Annotated in this window: 17 protein-coding genes and 1 other annotated feature; of the genes, 9 read left to right on the plus strand and 8 right to left on the minus strand. The window is 50.9% G+C overall.

Translation table 11 applies throughout. From position 1 onward, the window contains the following. Positions 1-2: 2 nt before the first annotated feature. Complete coding sequence (gene katE, locus JSN25_RS14705; RefSeq protein WP_085049498.1) at positions 3-2,261, minus strand: catalase HPII; 2,259 nt, start codon at positions 2,259-2,261, stop codon at positions 3-5. A 192-nt stretch (positions 2,262-2,453) separates the two neighbouring features. On the opposite strand from katE, the gene cedA reads away from it, so the two are divergent. Then, positions 2,454-2,717, plus strand: coding sequence for a cell division activator CedA (cedA, locus tag JSN25_RS14710; RefSeq protein WP_071600734.1), 264 nt, complete (start codon positions 2,454-2,456; stop codon positions 2,715-2,717). Between the two features lie 64 nt (positions 2,718-2,781). Here cedA and tcyP read toward each other — a convergent pair whose 3' ends face one another. From tcyP to hxpB, 4 genes are all read right to left on the minus strand, one after another. After that, positions 2,782-4,173, minus strand: a complete 1,392-nt coding sequence (gene tcyP / locus JSN25_RS14715; RefSeq protein ID WP_006684833.1) for a cystine/sulfocysteine:cation symporter — start codon at positions 4,171-4,173, stop codon at positions 2,782-2,784. 135 nt (positions 4,174-4,308) lie between these two features. Continuing rightward, positions 4,309-4,908, minus strand: coding sequence for a metal-dependent hydrolase (locus JSN25_RS14720; RefSeq protein WP_087050648.1), 600 nt, complete (start codon positions 4,906-4,908; stop codon positions 4,309-4,311). An 83-nt stretch (positions 4,909-4,991) separates the two neighbouring features. Further along, positions 4,992-5,753: a 2-dehydro-3-deoxy-D-gluconate 5-dehydrogenase KduD gene (kduD, locus tag JSN25_RS14725; protein ID WP_069324270.1), complete on the minus strand. Its 762-nt coding sequence runs from the start codon at positions 5,751-5,753 to the stop codon at positions 4,992-4,994. A gap of 137 nt (positions 5,754-5,890) precedes the next feature. Then, positions 5,891-6,559: a hexitol phosphatase HxpB gene (gene hxpB / locus JSN25_RS14730; protein WP_069324269.1), complete on the minus strand. Its 669-nt coding sequence runs from the start codon at positions 6,557-6,559 to the stop codon at positions 5,891-5,893. Positions 6,560-6,726: 167 nt separating this feature from the next. Between hxpB and JSN25_RS14735 the strand changes: the two genes are divergently transcribed. Beyond that, entirely contained in the window at positions 6,727-7,263 is a 537-nt protein-coding gene (locus JSN25_RS14735) for a YniB family protein (RefSeq protein ID WP_069324268.1), read from the plus strand. Positions 7,264-7,319: 56 nt separating this feature from the next. On the opposite strand, the gene JSN25_RS14740 is transcribed toward JSN25_RS14735, so the two are convergent. Both JSN25_RS14740 and pfkB read right to left on the minus strand, forming a co-directional pair. Then, entirely contained in the window at positions 7,320-8,180 is an 861-nt protein-coding gene (locus JSN25_RS14740) for a fructosamine kinase family protein (RefSeq protein WP_069324267.1), read from the minus strand. A 270-nt stretch (positions 8,181-8,450) separates the two neighbouring features. Next, complete coding sequence (pfkB, locus tag JSN25_RS14745) at positions 8,451-9,380, minus strand: 6-phosphofructokinase II (protein WP_061381454.1); 930 nt, start codon at positions 9,378-9,380, stop codon at positions 8,451-8,453. A 287-nt stretch (positions 9,381-9,667) separates the two neighbouring features. On the opposite strand from pfkB, the gene JSN25_RS14750 reads away from it, so the two are divergent. Next, a complete protein-coding gene (locus tag JSN25_RS14750) occupies positions 9,668-10,426 on the plus strand; it encodes a DUF481 domain-containing protein (protein WP_038640176.1) in 759 nt (252 codons plus the stop codon). Between the two features lie 165 nt (positions 10,427-10,591). On the opposite strand, the gene yniD is transcribed toward JSN25_RS14750, so the two are convergent. Beyond that, positions 10,592-10,699: a small membrane protein YniD gene (yniD, locus tag JSN25_RS14755; protein ID WP_204525063.1), complete on the minus strand. Its 108-nt coding sequence runs from the start codon at positions 10,697-10,699 to the stop codon at positions 10,592-10,594. 302 nt (positions 10,700-11,001) lie between these two features. Here yniD and thrS point away from each other — a divergent pair, with 302 nt between their 5' ends. From thrS to pheS, 6 genes are all read left to right on the plus strand, one after another. After that, positions 11,002-12,930, plus strand: a complete 1,929-nt coding sequence (thrS, locus tag JSN25_RS14760) for a threonine--tRNA ligase (RefSeq protein WP_032939806.1) — start codon at positions 11,002-11,004, stop codon at positions 12,928-12,930. Positions 12,931-12,933: 3 nt separating this feature from the next. Continuing rightward, entirely contained in the window at positions 12,934-13,476 is a 543-nt protein-coding gene (gene infC / locus JSN25_RS14765) for a translation initiation factor IF-3 (protein ID WP_048997935.1), read from the plus strand. A gap of 96 nt (positions 13,477-13,572) precedes the next feature. After that, positions 13,573-13,770, plus strand: a complete 198-nt coding sequence (gene rpmI, locus JSN25_RS14770) for a 50S ribosomal protein L35 (RefSeq protein ID WP_003030583.1) — start codon at positions 13,573-13,575, stop codon at positions 13,768-13,770. 54 nt (positions 13,771-13,824) lie between these two features. Continuing rightward, positions 13,825-14,181, plus strand: coding sequence for a 50S ribosomal protein L20 (gene rplT / locus JSN25_RS14775; RefSeq protein ID WP_003030578.1), 357 nt, complete (start codon positions 13,825-13,827; stop codon positions 14,179-14,181). 119 nt (positions 14,182-14,300) lie between these two features. Continuing rightward, positions 14,301-14,425, plus strand: a sequence feature (Phe leader region). Continuing rightward, positions 14,306-14,350 (plus strand): pheST operon leader peptide PheM, encoded by a 45-nt coding sequence (pheM, locus tag JSN25_RS14780; RefSeq protein ID WP_001386830.1) that lies wholly within the window; start codon positions 14,306-14,308, stop codon positions 14,348-14,350. It overlaps the preceding feature by 45 nt. 165 nt (positions 14,426-14,590) lie before the next feature. Next, entirely contained in the window at positions 14,591-15,574 is a 984-nt protein-coding gene (gene pheS, locus JSN25_RS14785; protein ID WP_003832580.1) for a phenylalanine--tRNA ligase subunit alpha, read from the plus strand. Positions 15,575-15,582 lie beyond the last annotated feature (8 nt).

A 15,582-nucleotide genomic window follows, 5' to 3' on the forward strand; every position in this document is an offset into this window, starting at 1 on the left:
TTTTAGGCAGGGATCGCGTCGATTTTTCCGGCTCGCGACCAGACACGATGCGCAGTCATCAGTGTCAGTAAGGTATCCATAAACTGTGCGTCTGCACTGTCCGCTTCTACCACGCCTTCCTCACTCTGATTTGTGATATTCAATGCAGCTTTAAGCTGGCGAGCATCTCCTGCCAGGGCGATAGGTTTCAGGTGCTTATACGCTTCCAGTAAGTAATATTTCGCATCGCCATTCATGGCGATATCCGCGATATTCCCACCCGGAACGATAACCGCATCGACCGTCAGCGACGGCGAGCCGGCAAAGGTACCCGCGATCGTCAGGACGGAGCCATCGTCGGCAACCACATTACCCATTCTGGAATAGAGCAACCTGGCATGAACGCCTTTCGACTGCAGGGCCTGCATAATGGTGAGCAGATCGTCTGCCTTTACCTGATCATTGAGCAGAATGGCGACCACGCGGCCTTTGATATCACCTTTTGATCCCGCATATAAACTAAGCGAAGGCGCATTGGTTAACCCGTTGACGTCCGGTGGAGGGGAGATCTGGGTTTGCTCTTCGGTCAGTTCAAAACCGAGGTTGCTGGCCACGGACTGCGCCAGAGTGGTATCAATATGCGCCAAATGATCGACCACTCTTTCGCGAATATAAGGCCGGGTCACTTTGCTGAGTTCGAAACTGAATCCGCCAATAATATGCTGTTGCTCTATTGGTGTCTGGCTTAGCCAGAACAGGCGAGGGTGGGCATAGTATTCGCCGAAAGAGGGGCTACGCTCACGAATTTTATTCCCGTCAATGCGCTCCTGATACGACTCAAATCCACCACGTTTTGGCCCCGGCGGCGTCTCTCGTGGCCAGTTGTCATTGATGGAATTAGGCTCATAGTTGGCGGGATTGGTATCAATATCCATGCGATGCATACCGTCGCGCTGGAAGTTATGGTACGGGCAGGTAGGGCGATTGATCGGGATTTCATGGAAGTTGGGCCCACCCAGGCGACTGATCTGTGTGTCCGTATAGGAGAACAGTCTGCCCTGTAACAGAGGGTCATTGGTAAAATCGATGCCCGGAACGATGTGACCGGGATGAAATGCCGCCTGTTCGTTTTCCGCGAAGAAATTGTCCGGGTTGCGGTTTAGTACCATTTTACCGACGCGCTGAACTGGAACCAGCTCTTCCGGGATGAGTTTTGTCGGGTCGAGCAGGTCAAAATCGAATTTAAACTCATCTTCCTCCGGAATTAACTGCAGGCCAAGTTCGTATTCCGGGTAATCGCCGGCTTCAATTGCCTCCCACAGATCGCGGCGATGGAAATCAGGATCGCGACCCGTCAGTTTCTGTGCTTCATCCCATACCAAAGAAGCTTTGCCAGCCAGCGGTTTCCAGTGGAAGCGGACGAAAGTGGCTTTCCCCTGCGCATTAATCAGCCGAAAAGTATGGATGCCAAAACCTTCCATCGTGCGATAACTGCGCGGGATCCCCCGGTCAGACATCGCCCACATCACGTTGTGCAGGGTTTCAGGCTGCAATGAGACATAATCCCAGAAGGTATCATGCGCGCTTTGGCCCTGTGGGATGGCCCAATGTGGCTCCGGTTTTACGGCGTGGACGAAATCCGGGAATTTATGTGCATCCTGAATAAAAAAGATCGGCGTGTTATTTCCTACCAGATCAAAGATGCCCTCTTCAGTATAAAATTTTGTCGCAAATCCCCGAATATCCCTGACCGTATCCGCTGAGCCTGCGCCGCCCTGGACTGTTGAGAAACGGACAAAAACGGGTGTTATCTTGTTTTCTTCGGACAAGAAATCGGCTTTTGTCGTTGCGCTTAAATCGGTATAGGACTGAAAGTAACCGTGCGCGGCTGACCCTCGAGCGTGAACGATACGTTCTGGTATACGTTCGTGATCAAAATGGGTGATTTTTTCTCGCAGGATAAAATCTTCCAGTAATGTTGGCCCGCGATTTCCGGCGCGCAGCGAGTTTTGATCGTCTGCAATGCGTACGCCCTGATTGGTGGTCAGGGCAAATTCTTCGCTTCCTTTGCGAAAACTGTCCAGCGCGTTGAGTTTGTCACTTCTGATGTCAGGCGCTTTTAAGCTGCCGGACGTGGTGGGTTGCATGCCCGGAGGCGTGGGTTCAGGCGTTGGACGATGTGAACCGTCTGCTGGCGCCAGGGAATCAAGACCGGGTTTGGACTCGCTGGCATCATGAACCGGCGCAGTGTGATGGAGCGGATGCTTATCTTTCTGTGACATTAAACTCGTCTCCTGTATTCATCGCTGAAAGGGTCGTTGTTGCTGTCAAAAGCTTTAACTATAGACCACTCACTCAGCCCTGCAGGAATATACCGGGGAAGTAAAGCGCGATGAGACAGGCAAACCGCGCACGCAAGGCAGGACGCGGGAGGGGAAAATCGGCTAAGATAGCGGTTTTCTGATTTTTAGAATTTGTCTTTAGTGAAACAACTGATTATGAAACCTCTTCGCCAACAAAATCGTCCGGTTATTAGCTACGTGCCCCGTGTGGAGCCTGCTCCGCCAGAGCATGCGGTTAAAATGGATGCGTTTCGTGACGTATGGATACTGCGCGGTAAATATGTCGCTTTTGTCTTAATGGGGGAGTCGTTTCAGCGTTCGCCTGCATTTACGGTTCCGGAATCAGCGCAACGCTGGGCTAATCAGATTCGCCAGGAAAATGAACTGAGCGATTAACTGGATATAAAAAAACCGCCGGAGCATGACACGCCGGCGGTTTTTTGTTTATCAGCAAACAGGCTTAGCGATGCGCCAGTTCGGCGTTATCGTCGCTGTCCAGAATCGTTTTGTCGGTCTGCTTCAGCCACTGGCTGGTCAGCGTACCGGCAGTCATGGAGCCGCTGACATTCAGCGCCGTACGACCCATATCAATCAGCGGTTCAACGGAGATCAGCAGCGCGACCAGCGTTACCGGCAGACCCATGGCAGGCAGAACGATCAGCGCGGCAAAGGTCGCGCCGCCGCCCACACCCGCAACGCCTGCGGAACTCACGGTCACGATACCTACCAGCGTGGCAATCCACATGGGATCCAGCGGGTTAATACCGACAGTTGGGGCGACCATCACCGCCAGCATAGCCGGGTACAGGCCGGCACAGCCGTTCTGACCAATCGTGGCGCCAAAAGAGGCGGCAAAACTGGCAATGGATTCAGGTACGCCCAGACGACGGGTTTGTGCTTCAACGTTCAGCGGGATGGACGCGGCGCTGGAACGGCTGGTGAAAGCGAAAGTCAGGACAGGCCAGACTTTGCGGAAGTATTTCAGCGGGCTAACGCCGTTAACTCCCAGCAGGATCCCGTGTACCACAAACATAATGCCCAGACCGAGATACGAAGCGACGACGAAGCTGCCAAGCTTGATGATGTCCTGCAGGTTGGAGCCTGCAACCACTTTAGTCATCAGCGCCAGAACACCGTACGGCGTTAACTGCATAACCAGACGAACCAGCTTCATCACCCAGCTTTGCAGGGTATCGATAGCGACCAGAACACGCTCGCCTTTTGGGGCGTCATCTTTCAGCAGTTTCAGTGCGGCTACACCGAGGAATGCTGCGAAGATAACCACGCTGATAATTGACGTCGGGTTCGCTCCGGTCAGATCGGCAAACGGGTTTTTCGGGATGAACGACAGCACCAGTTGCGGAACGCTGAGGTCGGCTACTTTGCCAACATAATTGGTTTCAATGGCATTCAGGCGCGCGGTTTCAGCCCCGCCTTGTACCAGACCTTCGGCGGTCAGGCCGAACAGGTTGGTCACCAGAACACCTACCAGCGCGGCAATCAGCGTGGTAAACAGCAGCGTGCCGATGGTCAGGAAGCTAATTTTACCTAACTGAGAGGCGTTGTGCAGACGCGCAACGGCACTGAGAATAGAGGCAAAGACCAGCGGCATAACAATCATTTGCAGCAACTGGACGTAACCGTTGCCGACAATGTTGAACCACTGTACGGAATCTTTAAGAACCTGGCTGTCGGAGCCATAAATGGTGTGCAGCGCGAGGCCGAACACCACACCCATGACCAGACCGACCAGTACTTTTTTTGCCAGACTCCACTGTTTGTGACGGGCTTGCGCCAGCACGAACAGCAGCACTACGAACACGATAATGTTCGCGATTAATGGAAAGTTCATCCCCGTTCTCCTGATCTTATTATGCGGATCACCGTACGATGGTGATTCAGTTGGCGCAAGATTAGCAGAACTGTGACATGCCTCTTATATTCAAATGGAATTGTTTATGCCAAAAATGACATTTCGGCTGATTTATTAGTCAACCTGGTGCGTTATGAATCGATTAAACTGCATTTGTAGCGTATTTATCATTTGCGATGACCAGCGTACTGCGCTGTTTTCTTGTACGGTCTGTGGCATCCAGATGGCCCAGGCAAACAGCGCCATACACAGGAATCGCTCCAGTTGATTCCCTTTTTGCGGCACAAGGATCGGCAGGCGAAAACGCCAGCGACAGGGCCAAAGCAGGGGGACGCCTGCCGGGGTCAGCATGTCGGCCAGAATGTGGCTGAGATAACCGAGAACCATGCCCTGTAAGGCATCAGCTGGAATTATCCAGGTATCAGGGACTTTCAGGTAAAACGTGGCCAGCAGGGCAAAGACTGCCAGCAGGCTATGCGTAAACCCGCGATGGCCAAATGCGCGGGCAATGGGTTTCGATATCCACTTCAGACGCTGTCCGAGCAGAGATTTTGGATGATCGATATCCGGTAGCAGACATGTCAAAATGGCTGAAGGAACAATATGCCACCAGTCACCCTGCGCAAGAACGGGCGTTAGCTCGGCATTTTTGGCAAATACCGCACAGGCAATAGAAAAAAGAAGGTGGCCTTCCGCCGTCATGATAAAACCCAATAAACTGTCGATTCATACAGTATAGGGGTTTTATACAGTAGGCGGAAGAGGTGACGTTGTAACCCTTTGTCACAAGTGCGACATTACCGCGCCAGCCAACCACCATCCACGGCCAGCGTATAACCATGAATATAGTCAGAGGCTGAACTTGCGAGGAAAACGACCGGGCCTTTCAGATCGTCTGGCTTTCCCCAGCGTCCGGCTGGAATACGATCGATAATCTCCTGATTGCGCTCGCTGTCTTCACGTAGTTGCTGCGTGTTATTGGTCGCCATATAGCCGGGCGCAATAGCGTTGACATTAATACCTTGTGCAGCCCATTCATTAGCCAGCAGGCGGGTGATACCCAGTACACCGCTTTTCGATGCGGTATAGGAAGGAACGCGGATCCCGCCCTGAAATGAGAGCATTGAGGCAATATTAATTATTTTCCCACCGTTACCCTGCGCCACAAACTGGCGCGCCACGGCCTGCGACAGAAAGAACACGGATTTGAGATTCAGGTTCATCACGTCATCCCAGTCTTTTTCGCTGAAGTCCAGCGCATCCTGGCGACGTATGGTGCCCGCATTATTGACCAGAATATCGATCCGACCAAATGCCTCCACCGTTTGTGTCACAATGCTGGCGAGTACGTCCTGTTGGCTGAGATCGGCCTGAATCGCCATAAAGCGTCGACCGAGCGCGTTAATTTTCTCTGCGGTATCATGCGGGGTTTTACGATTCACTCCGACTACATCACAGCCAGCTTCAGCCAGCGCCAGTGCCATACCTTGTCCAAGGCCGGTATCACATCCGGTGACGATGGCAACTTTACCTGCGAGACGAAAAGCATCCTGAATCATATTCACCTCAATTATTCATTCCATTCACACTTTACCATGCGGAAAGAATAGGAGAGGCTGAGCAGAAATACAATAAAAATGAAACGCTGTTTTAAAAACAATCTCACGGGCAATGCGAATCATTGCCCGTGAGAGGATTAGCCGCGCAGATGAACGGCTGTAAGTTCGGTGAGCGAGGACAGTTTTACGTCGGCCAGTACATAGCGAGGATCGTCCTGATTTTCATGTGCAGGCACCACGATAGAGCGCATGCGAGCCGCTTTCGAGGCGATCATGCCGTTGACTGAATCTTCCAGGGCAACGCAACTCAAAGGATCAATGCCCAGTTTCGCTGCGCAATCGAGATACACCTGCGGGTGCGGTTTGCTGTAGGGAAGTTTCTCTGCGGAGGCCAGTGCATCGAAGCTGTCGCGTAAACCAAACATGGTCAGCACTTTTTCCAGCATATGCAACGGTGATGCGGATGCCAGCCCGACCAAAAGTCCCTGCGATTTGCACAACGCCACGGCTTCACGTACGCCAGGCAGCAGCGGTCTTGTTTCTTCAACTAACGCAATAGCCCGCGTGATGATACGTTCAGTCACTTCCTGACGTGTGGGGCCATTCCACGGTTGCTGCGCAAACCACAAATCAACCACCATGTCGATGCGTAAGCCAAGGGTATCGGGAAGCTCATGGCGGCGAGTGATATCAACGCCTAAACTTGCCATCACATCCAGTTCGGCCTGATCCCAGAGCGGTTCTGAATCGACCAGTAATCCATCCATATCGAAAATTGCAGCAAGAATTTGACGCGGGGTTGACATCACAACCTCTCCTTTAGGGTGATAAAAGGGATTTCGAGCCAGTCATAACAGGCTCTGAGCGTTCATTATGGCTAATTCTCTATTATACCGCCTTTAAAGATCAGGCGAAAACGGTTATCAACGGGTAAACTTAGGCCAAAATGACACGTCTTTATCAAGGGGAACTCATGACGTATCAACAAGCTGGACGCATTGCCGTCTTGAAAAGGCTGGTGGGATGGGTGATTTTCATTCCCGCGCTGATTTCAACACTGGTTTCTGTACTGAAGTTTATGTATGCGCACAGCGAAAAGCAGGAGGGGATTAATGCGGTGATGCTCGATTTTGCCCATGTAATGATCGACATGATGCGGGTGAACACCCCCTTTCTTAACGTATTTTGGTATAACTCGCCGACACCCGATTTTCAAAGTGGACTCAATCTCGTTTTTTGGCTGATTTTCATCCTGATTTTTGTCGGCTTAGCGTTGCAGGATTCAGGTGCAAGAATGAGCCGTCAGGCGCGTTTTTTACGCGAAGGTGTTGAGGATCAACTGATTCTGGAACAGGCCAAAGGCAGTGAAGGGTTATCACGCGCACAAATTGAATCACGTATCGTGGTACCGCACCATACGATCTTTTTACAAATTTTTCCGCTGTATATATTGCCGGTGATCGTTATCGTCATCGGCTACTTCTTCTTCTCATTACTGGGCTTTTTGTAAGCGTTGAAATATCAGGCCTGCCGCATTGTGTAACGTCAGGCCTGATAAGCGCGTTGTTAAGCCGCCAGTAACCTATCCATCGCTTTCTGCGCCACAACCAGATGCTGCCCTCCGAACAGAATAGCCCGATTCAGCAGCGTATAGAGCTGGTAGACAGGCTGTCTGTCAAGAAAATCCAGGGGGAGCGGCGAGACGGACTGATAACCATCATAAATTTGCGGCGGCTGCTCGGTATGTAACGGCAGCATTGCCAGATCGCACTCTCTGTCTCCCCAGTAGCAGGCAGGGTCGAAGATGTAAGGACCGTTCGGGCCGAGGGCGCAGTTTCCCGACCACAAATCCCCATGCAGGAGAGACGGCTGCGGCTGATGGGACGAGAGGCGTTGCTGAACATGCTCGACAATGGCGTCAATATTGCCAAACGCAATACCTTTTTCAGCGGCGAGTTCCAGTTGCCAGCCAATGCGCTGCTCGGCAAAAAAAGTTGACCAGCGACGTTGCCAGGCATTGGGTTGCGGCGTGGTCGAGAGCGCATTGTCGAAGTCGAGTCCGAACTGCGGCTGATCGCTCCATTCATGCAAATGCGCAAGCTGTTGGCCGAGGATAAACGCATTGTGCGCGTCAAGCGGACGGGGAGGGAGGAAGTCCATCACCAGGAAACTGTAATCTCTGTCTGCGCCTACCGCCCAAACTTTCGGTACAGATACGGTTTGACTGCGGGAAAGTAGCTCCAGTTGATCGGCTTCCGCCGTAAAGCCGGTCAACAGCTCTCTTTCATCGCATTTGACGAAAAAATCGCGCCCCGCATAGCGTAAATGCCATGCGGCGTGGATCTCTCCGCCGGGCAGTTCATTACGCAGTTCGATTTCGCCTTCACCTAATTGCTCGCTTAAAAGACGACTGATAGCCTGCCACATGATGTCTCTCCCCATGTTGTCTGCCAGATCATAAGGTTAGCGCAAGAATGCGGTTAAAAAACACGAACTGACGCACACCACGGACGCGTCATCGCTGGAAAGGCACTTAATGTTTGTCGTTCTTCTTCATCTCGCACAGTTGTGGAGACGTCTGTTTGCACATGATTCACTTCTTTGTAATCACGTGATTTTTTATCATAGACGTATAACAACCATGCCGACAGTTTTACCGGAAAATCCCCCTTCCTGGTAAGAAGGGGGACGGTGCCATTACTGCGCAAGGTATGCATATATTTTTTGCGTATCGTCCAAAGCGCACAGACGCGTCCCCTGATTCAGGGTTGCTGCGCTACCGGCGGCAACCCCGAAACGAACAATATCGTCAAAAGGTGCGTTCTCAGCCAGTTTAAGCGTCATGGCGCCGACCATGCTGTCGCCTGCGCCTACGGTACTTTGACTTTTCACCGGTGGTGGAACCACCTGGACGCAGGTGTCGCGATCAACGCCCAGCGCCCCTTGTGGCCCAAGAGAGACCACGACGCGATGTGCTTTACCCGATTGCACAATCTCCTGCGCGGCTTTACGCACGTCATCAGGTTGGGTGAGTTCGCGGTTCACCAGCGCGCTCAGTTCTTTAAGGTTGGGTTTGACCAGTTCGATATTGCCGATGGCTAACGCCGCCGTTAGCGCCTCGCCTGAGCTATCGACGATGCAGCGAATACCCTGTTTTTGTGCTGAGGTAACGAGTCGGGTCAGCTTCTCAAGTTGTACGCCAGGCGGCAAACTGCCGCTAATCACCAGCAGCGCGCCGGACTCAATTTCCAGCACCTGATCCTGAAGTTGATAGAACTCATCATCGGTCAGCGCAGCCCCGGGCATAACGAAGCGATACTGCTCACCGCTGGACTCAACGTGGACGTGCAGATTTTGGCGGGTCCAGTCTTTGGCTTCGACTGTAGAGACGGGAACATTTTCGTCGGCGAGCAATGCAACAAGATGCTCACCCGTGGCCCCGCCCGCGGGGAAGATAGCCGTCGCAGTACCGCCAAGATGCGCTATTGCACGAGCGACGTTAATGCCGCCGCCACCGGGTTCAAAAACCGGCGAGGTACAGCGAAGTTTACCCTCAGGGTAGATTTGCGGAGTAATTGTTGCGCTATCGAGAGAGGGCGCAAGTGTTAACGTATAGATACGTACCATCTTTACCTCCTGTTAGGCTGCCTTCAGTCTGGCACTTAACATCCCGAAAGTGAAGTAATTAACAACATGATTTTTCATATCTTTATTTAAAATTATCGGGTCAAAGTTATATAAATAAAATATCGATTTAAGAACGCTCTTATTCAAAAAATGAAATAAGAATTTATTGCTATGTTATTCGAGTCTTTTTATAATTTGTTACCTTTCAAGGGTCTTTTGTCATTGATCCATATGAAAGTTTCCGAGACCGTTATGGTCTCTTTTTTTGTTGTACGGACTCTTAATAAATGAAGCTTTTGAAGACAGTGCCCACAGCATTCATGCTGATGGGAGGCCTGCTTGCGTCAATGCATGCTGCCGCCGATGATTCCGTTTTTACTGTCATGGATGATCCTTCCAGCGCGAAAAAACCCTTTGAAGGTAACCTGAACGCGGGATATCTCGCCCAGTCAGGCAACACAAAAAGTTCTTCTTTAACTGCAGACACCAACATGACCTGGTATGGTCAAACTACGGCGTGGTCTCTGTGGGGAAATGCCAGCAACACCTCCTCAAATGATGAGCGTTCATCAGAGAAATATGCCGTAGGGGGCCGTAGTCGTTACAACATGACCGACTATGACTATCTCTTTGGGCAGGCAAGCTGGTTGACCGACCGCTACAACGGTTATCGCGAGCGTGACGTACTGACCGCAGGTTACGGTCGTCAGTTTCTTAATGGGCCGGTGCACAGCTTCCGTTTTGAATTCGGTCCTGGTGTTCGTTATGACGAGCACACTGATGGCACCACCGAAACGCAGCCGTTGGGCTATGCGTCCGGGGCGTATGCGTGGCAGATGACGGATAACACCAAATTTACTCAGGGTGTATCGGTATTCGGTGCTGACGATACGACACTCAACTCTGAAACGGCTTTGAACGTTGCCATCAATGAACACTTCGGGTTAAAGGTGGCTTACAACGTGACCTGGAACTCTGAACCGCCGGCAACGGCGCCGGAGCATACCGATCGTCGAACGACTGTTTCGCTCGGTTATCGTATGTAATGACAAGCCGGGTCAAATAATTGGCCCGGTTTTCCCAATTAAAGTTAAGTTTATTTAATATTTACTCTACGTTTTATTTTTACCACGTACCAATAACGCGCTATTTTTCAGGTAAATTCTATTTAATAGATAAATAAACGGAACCGTACTGCCGGTGCCAATAATTTAACCCCAGATCATTGCGGCCCAACGCAGCATCAGCATGGCCGCACAAATAACAAGCAGAATCACAACTATTTTCCCGTGTTTTTTCGCAAAGCGATTTGTTGGCATAGTTCTTTCCCGCTCATATTCGATGACTTTCGGCAAGTGTAACAAAGACGTCAGGGTGTCAGTGAATTGATTTACATCATACAGTGCGCGTTGATTGCTGCTTTGATCGGCTCGTAACACCGTGTACACTGTCAACGGTGTTATCAAAAAAAGGGCGTAGGTCCAGCGTCGCCACCAAGGCGACCCGTGACATATTTCGCAGAGTGAAGCGGGAATCAGCCCACACCTTTTTGATAATTTTAAATATTGAATCTTTGTATGTGCTCTTACGTGTGGGGCACCACTGCAAATAAGGATATAACATGCCTGTTATTACTCTTCCTGATGGCAGCCAACGCCATTACGACCACGCTGTAAGCCCCATGGATGTTGCGCTGGACATCGGTCCAGGTCTGGCGAAAGCCACGATTGCTGGCCGTGTTAACGGTGAGCTGGTAGATGCTTCCGATCTGATTGAACATGATGCGAAGCTCTCCATCATCACCGCGAAGGATGAAGAAGGTCTGGAGATCATTCGTCACTCCTGTGCGCACCTGTTAGGGCACGCGATCAAACAACTCTGGCCGCACACCAAAATGGCGATCGGACCGGTTGTTGACAACGGTTTTTACTACGATATCGATCTTGACCGTACGTTAACCCAGGAAGACGTCGACGCGCTCGAGAAGCGGATGCACGAGCTCGCTGAGAAAAACTACGATGTCATTAAGAAGAAAGTCAGCTGGTACGAAGCGCGTGAAACCTTCGTGAAGCGTGGCGAGACCTATAAAGTCTCTATTCTTGATGAAAACATTGCCCATGATGACAAGCCTGGCTTGTACCATCATGAAGAATATGTCGATATGTGCCGTGGCCCGCACGTGCCGAACATGCGTTTCTGCCATCACTTCAAACTGATGAAGACCGCAGGGGCATACTGGCGTGGCGACAGCAATAATAAGATGCTGCAGCGTATTTATGGTACTGCATGGGCAGATAAAAAAGCCCTCAACGCCTACCTGCAACGTCTGGAAGAAGCCGCCAAACGCGATCACCGTAAAATCGGTAAACAGCTTGACCTGTACCATATGCAGGAAGAAGCGCCGGGTATGGTGTTCTGGCACAATGATGGCTGGACTATCTTCCGTGAACTGGAAGTCTTCGTTCGTTCGAAACTGAAAGAATATCAGTATCAGGAAGTTAAAGGTCCGTTCATGATGGACCGCGTGCTGTGGGAAAAAACAGGTCACTGGGATAACTACAAAGATGCGATGTTCACGACGTCTTCAGAGAACCGTGAATACTGCATTAAGCCCATGAACTGCCCGGGCCACGTACAGATCTTTAATCAGGGTCTGAAATCTTATCGCGATCTGCCGCTGCGTATGGCTGAGTTTGGTAGCTGCCACCGTAACGAGCCGTCAGGCGCGCTGCACGGTCTGATGCGCGTTCGTGGCTTCACTCAGGATGATGCGCATATCTTCTGTACTGAAGAACAGATCCGTGATGAAGTTAACGCTTGTATTCGTATGGTCTACGATATGTACAGCACCTTTGGCTTCGAGAAGATCGTCGTCAAACTGTCCACTCGCCCCGAAAAACGTATCGGTAGCGATGAAATGTGGGACCGTGCTGAAGCTGACCTGGCCGTTGCGTTGGAAGAAAACAACATCCCGTTTGAGTTCCAACTGGGTGAGGGCGCATTCTACGGTCCGAAAATTGAATTTACCCTGTATGACTGCCTCGATCGTGCATGGCAGTGCGGTACTGTACAGCTGGACTTCTCCCTGCCGTCCCGTTTAAGCGCCTCTTATGTTGGCGAAAACAACGAGCGTCAGGTGCCGGTTATGATTCACCGCGCAATTCTTGGGTCAATGGAACGTTTCATCGGTATTCTGACCGAAGAGTTTGCTGGCTTCTTCCCGACCTGGCTTGCGCCGGTTCAGGTTGTGGTCATGAACATTACCGATTCTCAGTCTGAATACGTTAACGAATTAACGCAGAAACTACAAAATGCGGGCATTCGTGTAAAAGCAGACTTGAGAAATGAGAAGATTGGCTTTAAAATCCGCGAGCACACTTTACGTCGTGTCCCTTACATGTTGGTCTGTGGCGACAAAGAGGTTGAAGCAGGCAAAGTTGCCGTGCGCACCCGTCGTGGCAAAGACTTGGGCAGCCTGGACGTAAATGAAGTGATTGAGAAGCTGCAACAAGAGATTCGCAGCCGCAGTCTTCAACAACTGGAGGAATAAGGTATTAAAGGCGGAAAACGAGTTCAAACGGCACGTCCGAATCGTATTAATGGCGAGATTCGCGCCCTGGAAGTTCGCTTAACAGGTCTGGAAGGCGAAGCTTTGGGTATTGTGAGTCTGAGAGAAGCAATCGAAAAAGCTGAAGAAGCTGGAGTAGATTTAGTTGAAATCAGCCCTAACGCCGAACCGCCAGTTTGTCGTATTATGGACTACGGCAAGTTCCTTTATGAAAAGAGTAAGTCTTCTAAGGAACAGAAGAAAAAGCAAAAAGTTATCCAGGTTAAGGAAATTAAATTCCGTCCTGGCACCGACGATGGCGATTACCAGGTAAAACTCCGCAGCCTGGTACGCTTTCTGGAAGATGGCGATAAGGCTAAGATCACGCTGCGTTTTCGCGGCCGTGAGATGGCCCACCAACAGATCGGTATGGAAGTGCTCAACCGCGTCCGTGACGATCTGAGTGAACTGGCAGTAGTCGAATCCTTCCCTACGAAGATCGAAGGCCGTCAGATGATCATGGTGCTCGCTCCTAAGAAGAAACAGTAAGGCCTTCAAGTAGCAATGTCTGTGGAGCCTGCGGGTTCCACAGCCGTTGTTCGCCTACGTTTCGTTTATTAACAATGCGAAGTGGAAGTTATTAAAATGCCAAAAATTAAGACCGTACGCGGTGCTGCTAAGCGCTTCAAAAAAACCGGTGGTGGTGGATTTAAGCGTAAGCACGCAAACCTGCGTCATATTCTGACCAAAAAATCTACTAAGCGTAAACGTCACCTGCGTCCAAAAGGCCTGGTTTCTAAAGGCGATCTGGGTCTGGTTATCGCGTGCCTGCCGTACGCATAAGCCGTTAACGTTTAATTAATTTTTTACTAAGAATATAGATACAGGAGAGCACATATGGCTCGCGTAAAACGTGGTGTAGTTGCCCGTGCACGTCACAAGAAAATTTTGAAACAAGCTAAAGGCTACTACGGTGCGCGTTCTCGCGTATACCGCGTTGCCTTCCAGGCTGTTATCAAAGCTGGTCAGTACGCTTATCGTGACCGTCGTCAGAAAAAGCGTCAGTTCCGTCAACTGTGGATTGCGCGTATCAACGCAGCAGCACGTCAGAACGGTATTTCTTACAGCAAATTCATCAACGGCCTGAAAAAAGCCTCTGTTGAAATCGACCGTAAGATCCTGGCTGACATCGCAGTATTCGACAAAGTAGCGTTCACCGCTCTGGTCGAAAAAGCGAAAGCAGCTCTGGCATAAGCCGGTGAAAAGAGGGAGCCTGGCTCCCTCTCTTTTATTGTAGCGCAATCAATTAGTTGACATTTTACCCGTAAGCCTTTTCAATAAAGGTTGTCCGGTTTTTACCACATAAGGTAATGCAAGCATGAATGCTGCTATTTTCCGCTTCTTCTTTTACTTTAGCACCTGAATCCAGGAGGCTTGCGCGTGAAAGAAGAAACGGAAAACAGCGCCTAAAAGCCTCCCTGGTGGAGGCTTTTTTTATACRCGTCATCMTTCAAGYTGYCTCTGYGTTGGCTGCAKTCGYTCACCYCAGTCACGTACTGATGTACGCTCCTGAGGATTYGCTCYYTTGCCGCCTTGATRCAWCYTGAATGATTTTGCGTATAGACGAGCGACTAGTGAATATCGCCACATAACGAGGAAAACCATGTCACATCTCGCAGAGCTGGTTGCCAGTGCAACGGCCGCCATTAACCAGGCTTCAGATGTTGCCGCGTTAGACAATGTCCGCGTCGAATATTTGGGCAAGAAAGGGCACTTGACCCTTCAAATGACAACCCTGCGCGAGCTGCCGCCAGAAGAGCGTCCGGCAGCAGGTGCGGTGATAAACGAAGCCAAAGAGCAGGTACAGCAAGCGCTGAACGCACGTAAAGCCGAATTAGAAAGTGCTGCGCTGAATGCCCGTCTGGCTGAAGAAACGATCGATATCTCTCTGCCGGGACGTCGTATCGAAAATGGCGGTCTGCATCCGGTAACACGTACTATCGATCGTATTGAAAGCTTCTTCGGTGAGCTGGGCTTTACCGTGGCGACCGGTCCGGAAATCGAAGATGACTATCATAACTTCGACGCACTGAATATTCCTGGCCATCACCCGGCGCGTGCTGATCACGACACTTTCTGGTTTGACGCGACCCGTCTGCTGCGTACGCAGACTTCCGGCGTGCAGATCCGCACCATGAAAGAAAAACAGCCGCCGATCCGTATCATCGCCCCTGGGCGCGTATACCGTAACGATTACGATCAGACGCACACCCCAATGTTCCATCAGATGGAAGGGCTGATTGTTGATACCAACATCAACTTCACCAACCTGAAAGGTACGCTGCACGATTTCCTGCGCAACTTCTTTGAAGAAGACCTGCAGGTTCGCTTCCGTCCTTCTTACTTCCCATTCACCGAACCTTCTGCGGAAGTTGATGTGATGGGCAAAAACGGCAAATGGCTGGAAGTGCTGGGCTGCGGGATGGTTCACCCGAACGTGCTGCGCAACGTGGGTATCGATCCGGAAATCTACTCCGGCTTTGCATTCGGTATGGGTATGGAACGTCTGACCATGCTGCGTTATGGCGTGACCGATCTGCGTTCTTTCTTCGAAAACGATCTGCGTTTCCTCAAACAGTTTAAATAAAGGCAGGA

It is taken from the genome of Citrobacter cronae, from assembly GCF_016893685.1.
GTDB classification, from domain to species: domain Bacteria; phylum Pseudomonadota; class Gammaproteobacteria; order Enterobacterales; family Enterobacteriaceae; genus Citrobacter; species Citrobacter werkmanii.